This window comes from Bradyrhizobium sp. CB1015, from assembly GCF_025200925.1.
Lineage (GTDB): Bacteria > Pseudomonadota > Alphaproteobacteria > Rhizobiales > Xanthobacteraceae > Bradyrhizobium.
This window is the reverse complement of the sequence record NZ_CP104174.1, coordinates 384,621-398,861: the sequence shown is the minus strand read 5'-3', so window position 1 is coordinate 398,861 and position 14,241 is coordinate 384,621. Positions and strand designations below refer to the sequence as shown.

The 14,241-nt window shown below is 65.4% G+C and carries 14 protein-coding genes; 9 read left to right on the top strand and 5 right to left on the bottom strand.

What is annotated here, in order from left to right; genetic code table 11:
- Positions 1 to 296 precede the first annotated feature (296 nt).
- The 8 genes from dnaK (at position 297) to N2604_RS01790 (ending at position 7,707) form a co-directional block, all read left to right on the top strand.
- Complete coding sequence (gene dnaK / locus N2604_RS01825) at positions 297 to 2,198, top strand: molecular chaperone DnaK (protein ID WP_260373527.1); 1,902 nt, start codon at positions 297 to 299, stop codon at positions 2,196 to 2,198.
- Positions 2,199 to 2,457: 259 nt separating this feature from the next.
- Complete coding sequence (gene dnaJ / locus N2604_RS01820) at positions 2,458 to 3,594, top strand: molecular chaperone DnaJ (protein WP_260373526.1); 1,137 nt, start codon at positions 2,458 to 2,460, stop codon at positions 3,592 to 3,594.
- An 88-nt stretch (positions 3,595 to 3,682) separates the two neighbouring features.
- Positions 3,683 to 4,282 (top strand): class I SAM-dependent methyltransferase, encoded by a 600-nt coding sequence (locus tag N2604_RS01815; protein ID WP_172787786.1) that lies wholly within the window; start codon positions 3,683 to 3,685, stop codon positions 4,280 to 4,282.
- Positions 4,283 to 4,338: 56 nt separating this feature from the next.
- Positions 4,339 to 4,917: an NADPH-dependent FMN reductase gene (locus N2604_RS01810; protein WP_260373525.1), complete on the top strand. Its 579-nt coding sequence runs from the start codon at positions 4,339 to 4,341 to the stop codon at positions 4,915 to 4,917.
- 6 nt (positions 4,918 to 4,923) lie between these two features.
- Positions 4,924 to 5,634, top strand: a complete 711-nt coding sequence (gene pyrF / locus N2604_RS01805) for an orotidine-5'-phosphate decarboxylase (RefSeq protein ID WP_260373524.1) — start codon at positions 4,924 to 4,926, stop codon at positions 5,632 to 5,634.
- Between the two features lie 23 nt (positions 5,635 to 5,657).
- Positions 5,658 to 5,969, top strand: coding sequence for a DUF1330 domain-containing protein (locus N2604_RS01800; RefSeq protein WP_260373523.1), 312 nt, complete (start codon positions 5,658 to 5,660; stop codon positions 5,967 to 5,969).
- A gap of 274 nt (positions 5,970 to 6,243) precedes the next feature.
- Positions 6,244 to 7,059: a 4-hydroxy-tetrahydrodipicolinate reductase gene (gene dapB / locus N2604_RS01795; RefSeq protein ID WP_260373522.1), complete on the top strand. Its 816-nt coding sequence runs from the start codon at positions 6,244 to 6,246 to the stop codon at positions 7,057 to 7,059.
- A gap of 24 nt (positions 7,060 to 7,083) precedes the next feature.
- The gene (locus tag N2604_RS01790; RefSeq protein ID WP_260373521.1) at positions 7,084 to 7,707 is read left to right on the top strand and encodes a 2,3-bisphosphoglycerate-dependent phosphoglycerate mutase; all 624 of its coding nucleotides are present in this window, start codon (positions 7,084 to 7,086) and stop codon (positions 7,705 to 7,707) included.
- Positions 7,708 to 7,852: 145 nt separating this feature from the next.
- Here the strand turns inward: N2604_RS01790 and N2604_RS01785 are convergent, their stop codons facing one another.
- Positions 7,853 to 8,749 (bottom strand): bifunctional helix-turn-helix domain-containing protein/methylated-DNA--[protein]-cysteine S-methyltransferase, encoded by an 897-nt coding sequence (locus tag N2604_RS01785; RefSeq protein ID WP_260373520.1) that lies wholly within the window; start codon positions 8,747 to 8,749, stop codon positions 7,853 to 7,855.
- A gap of 54 nt (positions 8,750 to 8,803) precedes the next feature.
- Positions 8,804 to 9,337, bottom strand: a complete 534-nt coding sequence (locus tag N2604_RS01780) for a DUF2244 domain-containing protein (RefSeq protein ID WP_260373519.1) — start codon at positions 9,335 to 9,337, stop codon at positions 8,804 to 8,806.
- 22 nt (positions 9,338 to 9,359) lie between these two features.
- On the opposite strand from N2604_RS01780, the gene nth reads away from it, so the two are divergent.
- Positions 9,360 to 10,112: an endonuclease III gene (gene nth / locus N2604_RS01775; RefSeq protein WP_260373518.1), complete on the top strand. Its 753-nt coding sequence runs from the start codon at positions 9,360 to 9,362 to the stop codon at positions 10,110 to 10,112.
- A gap of 20 nt (positions 10,113 to 10,132) precedes the next feature.
- Here the strand turns inward: nth and N2604_RS01770 are convergent, their stop codons facing one another.
- The 3 genes from N2604_RS01770 to N2604_RS01760 all read right to left on the bottom strand — a co-directional run bounded on the left by N2604_RS01770 (position 10,133) and on the right by N2604_RS01760 (position 14,200).
- Positions 10,133 to 10,873: a sulfate transporter family protein gene (locus tag N2604_RS01770; protein WP_260373517.1), complete on the bottom strand. Its 741-nt coding sequence runs from the start codon at positions 10,871 to 10,873 to the stop codon at positions 10,133 to 10,135.
- 269 nt (positions 10,874 to 11,142) lie between these two features.
- Entirely contained in the window at positions 11,143 to 11,595 is a 453-nt protein-coding gene (gene nikR, locus N2604_RS01765; protein WP_260373516.1) for a nickel-responsive transcriptional regulator NikR, read from the bottom strand.
- Between the two features lie 136 nt (positions 11,596 to 11,731).
- The gene (locus N2604_RS01760; RefSeq protein WP_409241670.1) at positions 11,732 to 14,200 is read right to left on the bottom strand and encodes a heavy metal translocating P-type ATPase; all 2,469 of its coding nucleotides are present in this window, start codon (positions 14,198 to 14,200) and stop codon (positions 11,732 to 11,734) included.
- Positions 14,201 to 14,241: the final 41 nt, after the last annotated feature.

The following is a 14,241-nucleotide window of genomic DNA, read 5'->3' as shown; positions in this document are numbered from 1 at the left end:
TTTACCGGGTTTGGGCTTGCGGTAACAGGGCGACCCGGGCCCGCGGGTGCGGGGGCTTGCCGAAGCCTGAACCTGTTAATAATTCCTCACCCGCAAGGGCGGTTGAGCCCGGATATCACCTTCCAAAACCCAATGTTTTAGCGGCAGAAACGTTGCTTCGGTCCTTGCGGGCCCCTCCCCCCCTCCTATATGAGCCTCAATCATCGCAATATCGCGGATGTTTGATCTTAGGGGGTTTCGGTTCGGGTGCCTCTTGGGCCCAGCCAACCTGCCGCAAAAAGAAGGATATCAGGACCATGGGAAAGGTCATTGGGATCGACCTCGGCACCACGAATTCGTGCGTCGCCGTGATGGACGGCAAGAACGCCAAAGTCATCGAGAATTCCGAAGGTATGCGCACGACGCCTTCGATCGTCGCCGTCACGGATGACGGTGAGCGCCTCGTCGGCCAGCCGGCCAAGCGCCAGGCCGTCACCAATCCCGAGCGCACCTTCTTCGCAGTGAAGCGCCTCATCGGCCGCCGCTACGACGACCCGATGGTCGAGAAGGACAAGAAGCTCGTTCCCTACAAGATCGTGAAGGCTTCCAACGGCGACGCCTGGGTCGAGGCCGACGGCCAGACCTACTCGCCCTCGCAGGTCTCGGCGTTCATCTTGCAGAAGATGAAGGAGACCGCCGAAGCCCATCTCGGCCAGAAGGTCGATCAGGCCGTCATCACCGTTCCCGCCTACTTCAACGACGCCCAGCGCCAGGCGACCAAGGACGCCGGCAAGATCGCGGGCCTTGAAGTGCTGCGCATCATCAACGAGCCGACCGCGGCCGCGCTCGCCTATGGCCTCGACAAGACCAAGGCCGGCACCATCGCCGTGTACGACCTCGGCGGCGGCACGTTCGATATCTCCATTCTCGAAATCGGCGACGGCGTGTTCGAGGTGAAGTCGACCAACGGCGACACCTTCCTCGGCGGCGAAGATTTCGACATGCGCCTGGTCGGCTATCTCGCCGACGAGTTCCAGAAGGAGCAGGGCATCAACCTGCGCAACGACAAGCTCGCCCTGCAGCGCCTGAAGGAAGCCGCTGAAAAGGCCAAGATCGAGCTGTCGTCGACGACGCAGACCGAGATCAACCTGCCCTTCATCACCGCGGACCAGACCGGCCCGAAGCACCTGACGATGAAGCTCACCCGCGCCAAGTTCGAGGCGCTGGTCGACGATCTCGTGCAGAAGACCATCGAGCCCTGCCGCAAGGCGCTGAAGGATGCCGGGGTCACCGCCGGTGAGATCGGCGAGGTCGTCCTGGTCGGCGGCATGACCCGCATGCCGAAGGTCCAGGAGGTCGTGAAGCAGCTGTTCGGCAAGGAGCCGCACAAGGGCGTCAACCCGGACGAAGTCGTGGCGATCGGTGCCGCGATCCAGGCCGGCGTGCTCCAGGGCGACGTCAAGGACGTGCTGCTGCTCGACGTGACCCCGCTGTCGCTGGGCATCGAGACGCTGGGTGGCGTGTTCACCCGCATCATCGACCGCAACACCACGATCCCGACCAAGAAGAGCCAGGTGTTCTCGACGGCCGAGGACAACCAGAATGCCGTCACCATCCGCGTCTTCCAGGGCGAGCGTGAAATGGCGGCCGACAACAAGATGCTCGGCCAGTTCGACCTGATGGGCATTCCGCCGGCGCCGCGCGGCATGCCGCAGATCGAGGTGACCTTCGACATCGACGCCAACGGCATCGTCAACGTCTCGGCCAAGGACAAGGCCACCGGCAAGGAGCAGCAGATCCGCATCCAGGCCTCCGGTGGTCTGTCGGAAGCCGACATCGAGAAGATGGTCAAGGACGCCGAGGCCAATGCCGAGGCGGACAAGAAGCGGCGCGAGGCCGTCACCGCCAAGAACGAGGCGGATGGTCTGGTGCATTCGACCGAGAAGGCTTTGGCCGAGCACGGCTCCAAGGTCTCCGAGAGCGAGCGCCGCGCCATCGAGGATGCCGTCAGCGACCTCAAGGAAGCGCTGAAGGGCGACGATGCCGAGGCGATCAAGGCCAAGACCAACACTTTGGCCCAGGCTTCGATGAAGCTCGGCGAGGCCATGTACAAGCAGCAGGCCGAGGCCGACGCCAAGAAGGACGCGGCCAAGGACGACGTCGTCGACGCGGAATTCACCGAGGTCGACGACGACAAGAACAACAAGAAGTCTGCATAAGCCCGAGAGGGTGACGATGCGGACCGCTTGGACCCCACACGTGCTACCGGCCTCCTCCCTCGCGGGGGAGGCCGTCGTGTCGGGACGGACGGGCCAAGACTCATTTAAAGTCGGCCCCGTTACGATCGATCAATTCCCAGCCGTTATTCTCAGCGCTGCCAGGCCGCCCTCTGCCGCAAGCTCGAAGGGCGCTTATATCGTTGCGTGTCAGCGTTGTTTCGCTCCAACTTGAATCGCGATTGGATAGACCGAGCTCATCATGTCCACGTCCACCAAGCGCTGCTATTACGAGACTCTCGAAGTCGACCGTGATGCCGACGAATCCAGGCTGAAATCGTCGTTCCGCAAGCTTGCGATGAAGTTCCATCCCGACCGCAATCCCGGGGATGAGACCAGCGAAGTCAAGTTCAAGGAAATCAACGAGGCCTACGAGGTCCTGAAGGACAAGGACAAGCGCGCCGCCTATGATCGTTACGGCCACGCCGCGTTCGAGCAGGGCGGCGGCTTTGGCGGCGGTGCCGGTTTCGGTGCGGGCTTCGCCTCTTCCTTCTCCGACATCTTCGAGGACCTGTTCGGCATGGCCGGACAGCGCGGCCGCGGCGGCCGCGAGCGCGGCGCCGATCTGCGCTACAACATGGAAATCACGCTCGAGGAAGCCTTTGGCGGCAAGACTGCGCAGATCGAGATTCCGGTCTCGGTCACCTGCGAGGCCTGCTCGGGCATCGGTGCCAAGGCCGGCACCAAGCCGAAGACCTGCTCGACCTGCGGCGGGCAGGGGCGCGTGCGGCAGTCACAGGGCTTCTTCACGCTGGAGCGGACCTGCCCGGGCTGCCAGGGCCGCGGCCAGATGATCGAGGACGCCTGCCCGTCCTGCTCCGGACAAGGGCGGGTGACCCGCGAGCGGACGCTCTCGGTCAACATTCCGCAAGGCGTCGAGGACGGCACACGGATCAGGCTCGCCGGCGAGGGCGAGGCTGGCGTCCGCGGCGGGCCGCCCGGCGATCTCTACATCTTCCTGTCGCTGGCCCAGCACCAGTTCTTCCAGCGCGACGGCGCCGACCTGCATTGCCGCGTGCCGATCTCGATGGTGACCGCCGCACTCGGCGGCGAATTCGAGGTGCCGACCATCGACAAGGGCAAGACCAAGGTGAAGGTGCCCGCCGGCACGCAGTCGGGTCGCCGATTCCGCATCGCATCAAAGGGTATGCCGGTGCTGCGGTCGCGCCAGATGGGCGACATGTACGTTCAGGTCGTGGTCGAGACCCCGCAGAACCTGACCAAGAAGCAGCAGGAATTGCTGGCCGAGTTCGAAAAGCTCTCCTCCGGCAACACCCAGCCGGAAGCCGAGGGTTTCTTCGCCAAGGTCAAGGATTTCTTCGGCAATCGGGCGAATTGACTCGTCTTGACCGTATCGCCTCCGGCCTATACGTCTTTATGACCATTTTCTGACACGCCGCGGTCCCGCGGTTCCGTCCGGTCCCGACATGCCCTTGCCATCGTCCGCGCGTGCGTTGAAGAAGCCTCGTCTCGACGACGAGGTGCGCTTTCTCAGATCGTGGATCGAAAAGCCCCTGCACATGGGCGCGGTGATGCCGTCCGGCAAGCTGCTGGCGCGGACCATGGCTCATTATGTCGATCCCGATTCCGACGCACCGGTGGTTGAGCTTGGACCCGGCACCGGCGCTATCACCTCCGCGCTGATCGAGCGCGGGGTCGACCAGAAGCGTCTTGTTCTCGTCGAATACAATCCCGGCTTCTGCGCGCTGCTGCGCGACCGCTACCCGCAAGCCAAGGTGGTGCAGGGCGATGCCTATCGCCTGCGCGACACGCTCTGGAACGTCTTGAGCGCGCCGGCCAGTGCGGTCGTGTCCGGCCTGCCGCTCGTCACAAAACCGATGCTGACGCGGCTGCGGCTCGTCCGCGATGCCTTCACCGCGCTCGCGCCCGGTGCACCCTTCATCCAGTTCACCTATGCGGTGGTGCCGCCGATCCCGAAATCGCTGCCCGGCGTGTCCACAGAGGCCTCGGAGCGGATCTGGATGAACCTTCCGCCGGCCCGCGTCTGGGTGTATCGCAAGCATTAATTCCGCCGGCTCCTCCTTTGCGCGGCGGGCTCGTTTCGCCGAACGCGTGGGATTGGATGCCAGCTCCCAAGATCCTGATCATTCCCGGCTCGCTGCGCACCGGCTCGCACAATGCGAAGCTGGCGGCGGTGGCGGCCTACGCATTCTCCCAGGCCGGCGTCGACGTCACCCGCATTTCGCTCGCCGATTTTCCGCTGCCGATCTACGACGGCGATCTCCAGGCCAAATCCGGCGTGCCCAAGCACGCGATCAATCTCAAGCGCATGATCGGCGCGCATCACGGCGTCCTCATCGTCTCGCCCGAATACAATGCCTCGGTGCCGCCGCTCCTGAAGAACGCGATCGACTGGGTCAGCCGGGTGCACGAGCTGCACGAGGCGCGCGGCGAGGTGTTCCGCAACCGCGTCTTCGCGCTTGCCGGCGCGTCCCAGAGCCGGTTAGGTGCCGCCCGCGCGCTGCAGGCCCTGCGGCTGATCCTCTCCTCCTGCCACGCCAATGTGATTGCCAGCCAGCTCACGCTCGCCTTTGCCGACCAGGCCTATGACGATATGGACAGGCTGAAGAACGAGGGCGATATCGCCGCCTTGAAGGAGCTGGTCGCGCAGTTGATCGACGTTTCCCAACGCATGATGTGAGGTGACATGACGCCAGCCGAAATCGCCCCGAAGGACCGCCTGATCGTAGGCCTCGATCTGCCGAGCGTGGATGCCGCGGAGGCGATGATCGCAAGGCTCGGCGACAGCGTCACCTTCTACAAGATCGGCTATCGCCTCGCTTACGCCGGCGGCCTGCCCCTCGTCGCCAAGCTTGCCGACAGCGGCAAGAAGGTCTTTCTCGATCTCAAGCTGCACGATATCGGCAACACAGTGATGCAGGGTGTTCAGAGCATCACCAGACTCGGCGCTACCTTTCTGACCGTCCATGCCTATCCGCAGACGATGAAGGCGGCGGTCGAAGGTTGCGCGGGCTCCGGGTTGAAAATTCTCGCCGTCACTGTGCTGACCTCCTACAACGACGACGATCTGCATGCGGCGGGCTATCGACTCCATGTTTCCGAACTGGTCGAAGCGCGGGCGGCGCAAGCGCAGGCGCTTGGCGTCGCCGGCATCGTCTGCGCGCCGGAGGAGGTCGGCAATCTGCGCAAGATCGTGGGGCACCAGACGAGCCTCGTCACTCCAGGCATCCGGCCGGCCGGCTCGGCCGTTGGCGATCAAAAGCGCATCATGACCCCCGGGCGCGCGATCGCTGCGGGTGCCGACTACCTCGTCGTTGCGCGACCGGTAATCGAGGCTGTCGATCCCAAGGCAACAGCCGAAGCCATCCATGCCGAGATCGCGCAGGCGCTCGGCTAACACCAATAACAGGGAGAAGAACAATGGCAAAGGGTTACTGGATCGGGCGTGTCGACGTCAGCAATGACGAGGGCTACAAGCCCTACGCGATCGCGAACGGCCCGATCTTCAAGAAATGGGGCGGCCGTTTCGTCGTCCGCGCCGGCAAGTTCACCACCGTCGAAGGCGCCAGCCGCAACCGCAACGTCGTGATCGAATTCCCGGACTACGAGACCGCGCTCGCCTGCTACAACTCGCCGGAATACCAGGCCAACATCAAGGTGCGCCAGCCGCACTCGATCGCCGAGCTCATCGTCATCGAAGGCTACGACGGCCCGCAGCCGCAAGACTCGTAGATTTCGAAGGCGGCGCTTTCTTACCCTCCCCTGGAGGGGGAGGGTCGGCATGCTATCGAGCGAAGCGAGATTGCATGACGGGGTGGGGTGATCTCTCCATTCGGGCACTGTTCGTCGCGGAGGGACCGTCACCCCACCCCGCTCGCGCTGCGCGCGATCGACCCTCCCCCTCCAGGGCCCTCCAGGGAGGGTAAGCGCGCCTGCGCCCCCCGATCCCCCTCGGTTGCCGGAACTGCATCCCCCCGCTACAACGGCCTCCGGAGAGGATCACACCATGTCCGACATGCGCTTGATCGTTGCGGGGGCCGGCGGCCGGATGGGCCGGGCGCTGGTGCGGGCAATTGCCGAGAGCAAGGGCGCGGTGCTGGCGGGCGCGCTGGAGGCGCCGGGCTCGGAGCTGCTCGGCAAGGATGCCGGCGTGCTCGCCGGCCTGCCGGCCAATGGCATCAAGCTCTCCGCTGATCTCTGGGCGATGTCCAAGGAGGCCGACGGCATCCTCGATTTCACGGTGCCGGCGGCGACCATCGCCAATGTCGCGATTGCCGCCGAACGCGGCCTCATCCATGTCATCGGCACGACCGGGCTGTCCGGCTCCGACAATGCGGTGATCAAGAGCGTCACCAATCGCGCGGTGGTGGTGCAATCGGGCAATATGAGCCTCGGCGTCAACCTGCTTGCCGCCGTGGTCAAGCGTGTCGCCAAGGCGCTCGACCAGAGCTTTGACATCGAGATCGTCGAGACCCATCACCGCATGAAGGTCGATGCGCCCTCGGGCACGGCACTGATGCTGGGCCAGGCCGCAGCCAGTGGCCGCGGCGTCACCCTCGATGACCATTCCGAGCGCGGCCGTGACGGCATCACCGGCGCCCGTCAGCCGGGCCATATCGGTTTTGCCTCCTTGCGCGGCGGCACCGTCGCGGGCGACCACAGCGTGACCTTCCTCGGCCCGTTCGAGCGCCTGACGCTGTCGCATCAGGCCGAGGACCGCATGCTTTTCGCGCACGGCGCGCTCAAGGCGGCACTATGGGCGCATGGCAAGAAGCCGGGGCACTACTCCATGGCCGACGTGCTCGGCCTATCCGACATCTGAACTGAACAACACGGAAAGCAGTTGATGAGCGAACGTCTTCTCGTGCTCGTGCGCCATGGCCAGAGCGAATGGAATCTGAAGAACCTGTTCACGGGCTGGAAGGACCCTGACCTCACCGAGCTCGGCATGAGCGAAGCCAGGGAAGCCGGCCGCAAGCTGAAGGCACAGGGCCTGGTGTTCGACGTCGCTTTCACCTCGGTGCTGACGCGCGCGCAGCACACGCTCGATCTCATCCTCGCCGAGCTTGGCCAGACCGGATTGCCGACCTCGAAGAACCTCGCGCTGAACGAGCGCGACTATGGCGATCTCTCCGGTCTCAACAAGGATGACGCCCGCAAGAAATGGGGCGAGGAGCAGGTCCATGTCTGGCGCCGCTCCTACGACGTGCCGCCGCCCGGCGGCGAAAGCCTGAAGGACACGCTCGCGCGTGCTTTGCCTTATTATGTTCAGGAGATCCTGCCGGGCGTGCTCAACGGCAAGCGCACGCTGGTTGCCGCCCACGGCAACTCGCTGCGCGCGCTGATCATGGTGCTGGAAAAGCTCTCGCCCGAAGGCATTTTGAAGCGCGAGCTCGCGACGGGTGTGCCGATCATCTACCGCCTCAACGCGGATTCGACGGTGGCCTCGAAGCTGGATCTGGCGGGGTGATTCTCGCCACGCACGCCAAATCGTAGGGTGGGTTAGCGTCAGCGTAACCCACCACTTCTGCCGCCGCAGAAATGAAAGAGGTGGGTTACGCCGAACGATTGCGCTTCGCGCAATCGCAGCGCTAACCCACCCTACGGCATCTCAACTACTGCAGCCCCAGCTGCCCGGCTTCCCAGCCCAGCATCGCCTGCTTGCGGGTGATGCCCCAATGATAGCCGGTCAGCGTGCCGCTCTTGCCGAGCGCGCGGTGGCAGGGCACGACGAAGGAGACCGGGTTCTTGCCGACCGCCGCGCCGACGGCGCGCGAGGCCTTCGGATTGTTGATGTTGCAGGCGATGTCGGAATAGGACACCGCGCGTCCCATCGGAATTCTCAAAAGCGTCTCCCACACCCGCACTTCGAAATCGGTGCCGATCAGCACCACGCGCAGCGGCTGATCCGGACGCCACAATTTTGGATCGAAGATGCGCGCCGCGAGCGGTGCGGTGCCGTCGTGATCTTCCACATAGGTGGCGTTCGGCCAGCGCCGCGTCATGTCGGCGAGCGCGATCTTCTCCTCGCCGGGATCGGCGAAAGCGAGGCCCGACAAGCCGCGGTCGGTGGCGATCACGATCGCGGTGCCGAACGGCGAGGGATGGAAGCCGTGGCGCAGGGTGAGGCCGGCACCGCCGTTCTTCCATTCGCCCGGCGACATCGCTTCATGGGTGACGAAGAGATCGTGCAGCCGGCCCGGCCCCGACAGGCCGGAGTCGAGCGCCGCGTCGAGGATGCTGGCGGAATCCCTGAGCAGGTTCTTGGCGTGGTCGAGGGTGAGCGCCTGCATGAAAGCCTTCGGCGTGATCGAAGCCCAGCGGCGGAACAGATGGTGCAGCTCATCCGGCGTCACGCCGGCGGCATCCGCCATCGCCTCGATGGTCGGCTGCGCGCGCCAGTTCGCCGAGATGAAGGCGATCGCCCGCCGCACCGAATCATAGTCGCGTAACGCGGCGTTCTGGGTGCCTGGTTTAGTCAGGCGCTGGTCATGTATCGCAAGGGTCATCATGACCGGAAATGTAGGGGAGGGGGCGGCGCGAAACCACCCGATTTCCGATTGTGCTCAGGTCACCGGATTATAGGTCGGGCCACGCCGCGCGGCGTTCAGGGCTACAACCAAGGCGTTGTAAAAGCTTGCTTTTTCTTCCGGCCCGAGGAAACCGGCGATGAGCAGCCGGCGGCCGCGGGAGATCAGATAGAGGTGCTCGATGCCGTATTCCTCGTCGACCTCCTGGTCGAGCCGGACCCAGAGCGGATTGAAGGTCCATTCGGCAACCTGGCCGCGATGGCTGACGCGTCGCACGCGCAATTCCGACGGCGTCACCACGATCTCCTCGCTGGCCCGTGCCGCGCGAAAATTGACCTTGAAGGCCCACCAGATCACGAGCACGTCGAGACCGAAGAAACCTAACACCGGCCAGGCGCCCATCATCAGGAAAGCGACGCCCGTGACGAAGCTGACGGCGCTCAGGAACAGCATCACGGCGAGAAAGCCGGTGCGGTTCAGCGAGCGGTGCGGCGTCAGCAGCGCGGAGAAGATCTGAGGCTCGTCCTCGCTTTCAGATCGCGGCCGCGCAATTTCGTTGCCTGTGCTCATCGTCCATCAGTATATCCCGATCATGGCGAAAATCACCCGCAAGCCGGTCCCGCGCAAAGCGGCAGTTCCGAAGAAAAAGGCCAAACCGGTCGCGACCAAGCCGAAAGCGCCCGCAAAGAAATCGCTCAAAGCCACCAGACCCTGGACTCCCGCCGAGATCCACGAGGTCTTCAGCCGTTTCCGCAAGGCCAATCCGGAGCCGAAGGGCGAGCTCGAGCACGTCAACCCGTTCACGCTCCTGGTCGCCGTGGTGCTGTCGGCGCAGGCGACCGATGCCGGGGTCAACAAGGCGACGCGTGCGTTGTTCGAGGTTGCCGACACCCCGCAGAAGATGCTCGATCTCGGCGAGGAGCGCTTGCGCGACTACATCAAGACCATCGGCCTCTACCGCACCAAGGGCAGGAACGTGATCGCGCTGTCGGCAAAGCTGCTCAGCGATTTCGGCGGCGAGGTGCCGCGCACGCGTGCGGAGATTGAATCGTTGCCCGGTGCAGGACGCAAGACCGCCAACGTCGTGCTCAACATGGCCTTCGGCGAGCACACCATGGCGGTCGACACCCACGTCTTCCGCGTCGGCAACCGCACCGGGCTTGCGCCCGGCAAGACGCCGCTCGAGGTCGAGTTCGGCCTCGAAAAGGTGATCCCGGCCGAGTTCATGCTGCACGCCCATCACTGGCTGATCCTGCACGGCCGCTATACCTGCCTCGCCCGCAAGCCGCGCTGCGAGGTCTGTCTGATCAACGATCTCTGTCGGTGGCCGGAGAAGACGGTGTGAGCAGGCCGCGCCGGGTGCAGCTATCGCACCTGCCGAGCCGGCTCGATCAGCTCGGGCCGCGGGCCTGACAGGCGCTTGTGCATGTGGACCATGAAGGCCATGCCGAAGATCGGCGTCGCCAGGTTCACGATCGGGATCGAGACGAAGGCGGCGATGAACAGGCCGGCGGTGAAGATGGTCGCGGCATTGTCGCGCCGCATCGCCTTGGCTTCCTCGGGCGGGCGGAAGCGCATCGCGGCGAGCTCGAAATATTCGCGGCCGAGCAGCCAGGCGGCGGCGAGGAAGAAAATCAGGAAACCGGCACCGGCGAACAGCACCAGCGGCAGCGCAGCGAGATAGACCAGGATGGCCACGAGCGCGGTCTTGATGCCCTCGAGCATCGCCTGGCTGAACGGCAGCGCGGTGCCCGGCCGCTCGGCGGGATAATGCTCGCGCTCGACGATCTCGGCGACGTCGTCAACGAACAGGCTCGCCACCAGCGAGGTGATCGCCGGCATCAGGAAGATGCCGCCGAACACCACACCGAGGCCCGCCGCGATCGAGACGATCCAGGAGAGAACCTCGAGCGAGGAATGCCAGCCCGGCCCGAGCAGGCCTTCCAGCCACACCTCGCCGGAGGTCGCAAACCAGCTGAGCAGCCGCTGCAAGCCGATCGCCAGCACGGTGATCAGCACCAGCGCGAGCCCGATCGACCGCCACAGGATCGAGCGCATCGGCGGCGAGATCATTTGCGACAGCGCCCTGATGGCGGCATCCAGCATGGGGACCCTCTAAGGTAGACACTTTGCGAGAGGTAGAGATGCGAGGCGGCTTCGGCAAGGGCGGGGGGCTGCTGCGAAGGTGGCGCGATCTCTTGCTTACCCTCCCCTGGAGGGGGAGGGTCGGCACGTGATCGAGCGAAGCGAGATCGCGCGACGGGGTGGGGTGATCTCTCCACTCGGGCACTGTTCATCGCGGAGGGACCGTCACCCCACCCCGCTCGCGCTACGCGCGATCGACCCTCCCCCTCCAGGGGAGGGTAAGATCCGGCCTACTCATGCCTATGGCCATGCCCGTGCTTGCGCGCTTTCGCCGGCTTGCCGTCGCCGGTCGGGATCATCACCACGCGGCCGTAGCGCACGCCGCGCTCGGCGATGATGTGGTCGGCGAAATGCCTGACCTCGGCGGCATCGCCGCGCAGCGCCGTCATCTCCATGCAATTGTTGTCGTCGAGATGGACATGCAGCGTCGCCAGCGCGAGGTCGTGGTGGCCGTGGAATTCCTGCACCAGCCGTTTCGACAGATCGCGCGCCGCGTGGTCATAGACGTAGACCAGGCCGGCTACGCATTGGCCGGTCTGCGCGGTGTCCTCAGCGCTCTGCTGCAGGCCGGCGCGGGCGAGGTCGCGAATGATCTCGGAGCGGTTCTGGTAGCCGCGCGCTTCAGCTGCGGCATCGATCTCCGCCAGGAGATCGTCCTCGATCGTGATCGTGATCCGCTGCATCAGATAGCCCCCGTAGGTCTCGCCGGTATCCCGTGAACCGTAGCCCGGATGGAGCGAAGCGCAATCCGGGATGGTGCCAACATGTGGGCAGGACCCCCGGATTTCGCGTGCGCTCCATCCGGGCTACGCAGTGTCCTCACAGCCGCGTCGTACGCAGCCGCAGCGCGTTGCCGACGACGCTCACCGAGGACAGCGCCATCGCCGCCGCGGCGATGATCGGGGACAGCAACAGACCGAACGCCGGATAGAGGACGCCGGCGGCGATCGGAATCCCGGCGGCGTTGTAGATGAAGGCGAAGAACAGGTTCTGCCGGATGTTGCTCATCGTCGCCTGCGACAGCTTTCGCGCGCGGACGATGCCGACGAGGTCGCCCTTGAGCAGCGTCACGCCGGCGCTCTCCATCGCAACGTCGGTGCCGGTGCCCATGGCGATGCCGACCTCGGCCGCCGCCAGCGCCGGTGCGTCGTTGACGCCGTCTCCGGCCATGGCGACGCTGCGGCCGGCCTTCTGCAGTTTTGTCACCACTGCGCTCTTCTGGTCCGGCAGCACCTCGGCTTCGACGTCGGCGATGCCGAGGCGGCGCGCCACGGCCTCCGCCGTGGTGCGGTTGTCGCCGGTCAGCATGATCACCTTGATGCCCTCAGCCGCGAGCGCCTTCAGCGCCTCAGGCGTCGAGGCCTTGACCGGATCTGCGATCGCGAACAGGCCGGCCAGCCGGCCGTCGACCGCCATGTTGATCACGGTGGCGCCGTCGCCGCGCAGCCGTTCGGCTTCGGCGTCGAGCGATTGGGTGTCGATGCCGATCGACGACAGATATCTGGCATTGCCGAGCACGATGGTCTTGCCGTCGACCTTGCCGGTCGCGCCCTTGCCGGTCGGCGAATCGAACTGCTCGACCTGGCCGAGGGGAAGCTGCTTCTCCTTGGCCGCGCGCACGATGGCGTCGGCCAGCGGATGCTCGCTGGCGCGCTCGACGGTGGCCGCCAGCCGGAGGATGTCGCCTTCGGCAAAGCCGGACGCCGGCACGATCGAGACCACCTTGGGCTTGCCTTCGGTCAGCGTGCCGGTCTTGTCGACCACCAGCGTGTCGATCTTCTCCATCCGCTCCAGCGCCTCGGCGTTCTTGATCAGGACACCGCCCTGCGCGCCACGGCCGACGCCGACCATGATCGACATCGGGGTGGCCAGGCCCAGCGCACAGGGGCAGGCGATGATCAGCACGCTGACCGCGGCGACGAGGCCGAAGGCCAGCCGCGGCTCGGGTCCGAACCAGGTCCAGGCCCCGAAGGCAGCGACGGCGACGACGATCACCAGCGGCACGAACCAGCCGGCGACCTGGTCGGCCAGGCGCTGGATCGGCGCGCGCGAGCGCTGCGCATCCGCGACCATCTGCACGATCTGCGACAACAGCGTCTCGCGTCCGACCTTGTCGGCGCGCATGATGAAACTACCGGACTGGTTCAGCGTGCCGGCGATGACCTTTGCGCCGGTCTCCTTGGTGACCGGCATGGATTCGCCCGTCACCAGCGATTCATCGAGCGACGAGCGGCCTTCGAGGATGATGCCGTCGACCGGCACCTTCTCACCGGGACGGACGCGCAAGCGATCGCCGGCGTGGAGCGTGTCGATCTCGACCTCATGCTCGCTGCCGTCGGCATCGACACGGCGCGCGGTTTTCGGGGCGAGCTGGAGCAGCGCCTTGATCGCGCCCGAGGTCGCATCGCGCGCGCGCAGCTCCAGCACCTGGCCGAGCAGCACCAGCACGGTGATGACGGCGGCCGCCTCGAAATAGACCGCGACCGCGCCCTCATGGCCGCGGAAGGTGGCGGGGAAGATCTGCGGCGTCACCGTGCCGAGCACGCTGTAGACGTAGGCAACGCCGGTGCCCATCGCGATCAGCGTGAACATGTTGAGGTTGCGCGTCAGCAGCGATTGCCAGCCGCGGACGAAGAACGGCCAGCCGGCCCAGAGCACGACGGGCGTCGCGAAGACGAGCTGGATCCAGTTCGAGAGGGTCGGATCGATCCAGCTGTGGGGGCTTGCGAGATGGCCGCCCATCTCCAGCACCACCGGCGGCAGCGACAGCACGCCGCCGATCCAGAACCGCCGCGTCATGTCGGCGAGCTCCGGATTGGGACCGGTCTCCAGGCTTGCGACCTCAGGCTCCAGCGCCATGCCGCAGATCGGGCACGTGCCCGGCCCGATCTGGCGGATCTGCGGGTGCATCGGACAGGTGTAGATCGTGCCCGCGGGCATCTCCGGTTCGGGTGCCTTCCCCTTGGCGAGATACTTGGCCGGATCGGCGGCGAACTTGGTGCGGCAGCCGGCCGAGCAGAAATGGAAGGTCTCGCCGTGATGTTCGAAGCGATGCTTCGAGGTCGCGGGATCGACACTCATGCCACAGACGGGATCTTTGACCTTGGTTGCGGCGTCGCCATGATCATGGCCGTGATGATGGCCGTGGCTGGCATGATCGCCGTGGCCGCCGCAGCACGAGGACGCCTCGGGCTTGGCCGCCAGCGCCGCAGCTTTCGTGGAACAGCCGCACCCGGAATGCGTTTCCGCGCTGTGACGATGCTCGTGCTCGTTGTTGTTCAATGCCATGTTCCGGCCTTTGTGCCTGGTCTTGAAACCTATACCCGGTA

What these genes read in the sequence shown, in the direction of transcription:
- N2604_RS01810 (WP_260373525.1), top strand. Translation starts at nt 4,339, where the DNA reads ATGCCAGCTCCCAAGATCCTGATCATTCCCGGCTCGCTGCGCACCGGC.
- pyrF (WP_260373524.1), top strand. Translation starts at nt 4,924, where the DNA reads ATGACGCCAGCCGAAATCGCCCCGAAGGACCGCCTGATCGTAGGCCTC.
- N2604_RS01780 (WP_260373519.1), bottom strand. Translation starts at nt 9,337, where the DNA reads ATGAGCACAGGCAACGAAATTGCGCGGCCGCGATCTGAAAGCGAGGAC.
- nth (WP_260373518.1), top strand. Translation starts at nt 9,360, where the DNA reads ATGGCGAAAATCACCCGCAAGCCGGTCCCGCGCAAAGCGGCAGTTCCG.
- N2604_RS01790 (WP_260373521.1), top strand. Translation starts at nt 7,084, where the DNA reads ATGAGCGAACGTCTTCTCGTGCTCGTGCGCCATGGCCAGAGCGAATGG.
- dnaK (WP_260373527.1), top strand. Translation starts at nt 297, where the DNA reads ATGGGAAAGGTCATTGGGATCGACCTCGGCACCACGAATTCGTGCGTC.
- dapB (WP_260373522.1), top strand. Translation starts at nt 6,244, where the DNA reads ATGTCCGACATGCGCTTGATCGTTGCGGGGGCCGGCGGCCGGATGGGC.
- N2604_RS01760 (WP_409241670.1), bottom strand. Translation starts at nt 14,200, where the DNA reads ATGGCATTGAACAACAACGAGCACGAGCATCGTCACAGCGCGGAAACG.
- N2604_RS01770 (WP_260373517.1), bottom strand. Translation starts at nt 10,873, where the DNA reads ATGCTGGATGCCGCCATCAGGGCGCTGTCGCAAATGATCTCGCCGCCG.
- nikR (WP_260373516.1), bottom strand. Translation starts at nt 11,595, where the DNA reads ATGCAGCGGATCACGATCACGATCGAGGACGATCTCCTGGCGGAGATC.
- N2604_RS01815 (WP_172787786.1), top strand. Translation starts at nt 3,683, where the DNA reads ATGCCCTTGCCATCGTCCGCGCGTGCGTTGAAGAAGCCTCGTCTCGAC.
- N2604_RS01785 (WP_260373520.1), bottom strand. Translation starts at nt 8,749, where the DNA reads ATGATGACCCTTGCGATACATGACCAGCGCCTGACTAAACCAGGCACC.
- N2604_RS01800 (WP_260373523.1), top strand. Translation starts at nt 5,658, where the DNA reads ATGGCAAAGGGTTACTGGATCGGGCGTGTCGACGTCAGCAATGACGAG.
- dnaJ (WP_260373526.1), top strand. Translation starts at nt 2,458, where the DNA reads ATGTCCACGTCCACCAAGCGCTGCTATTACGAGACTCTCGAAGTCGAC.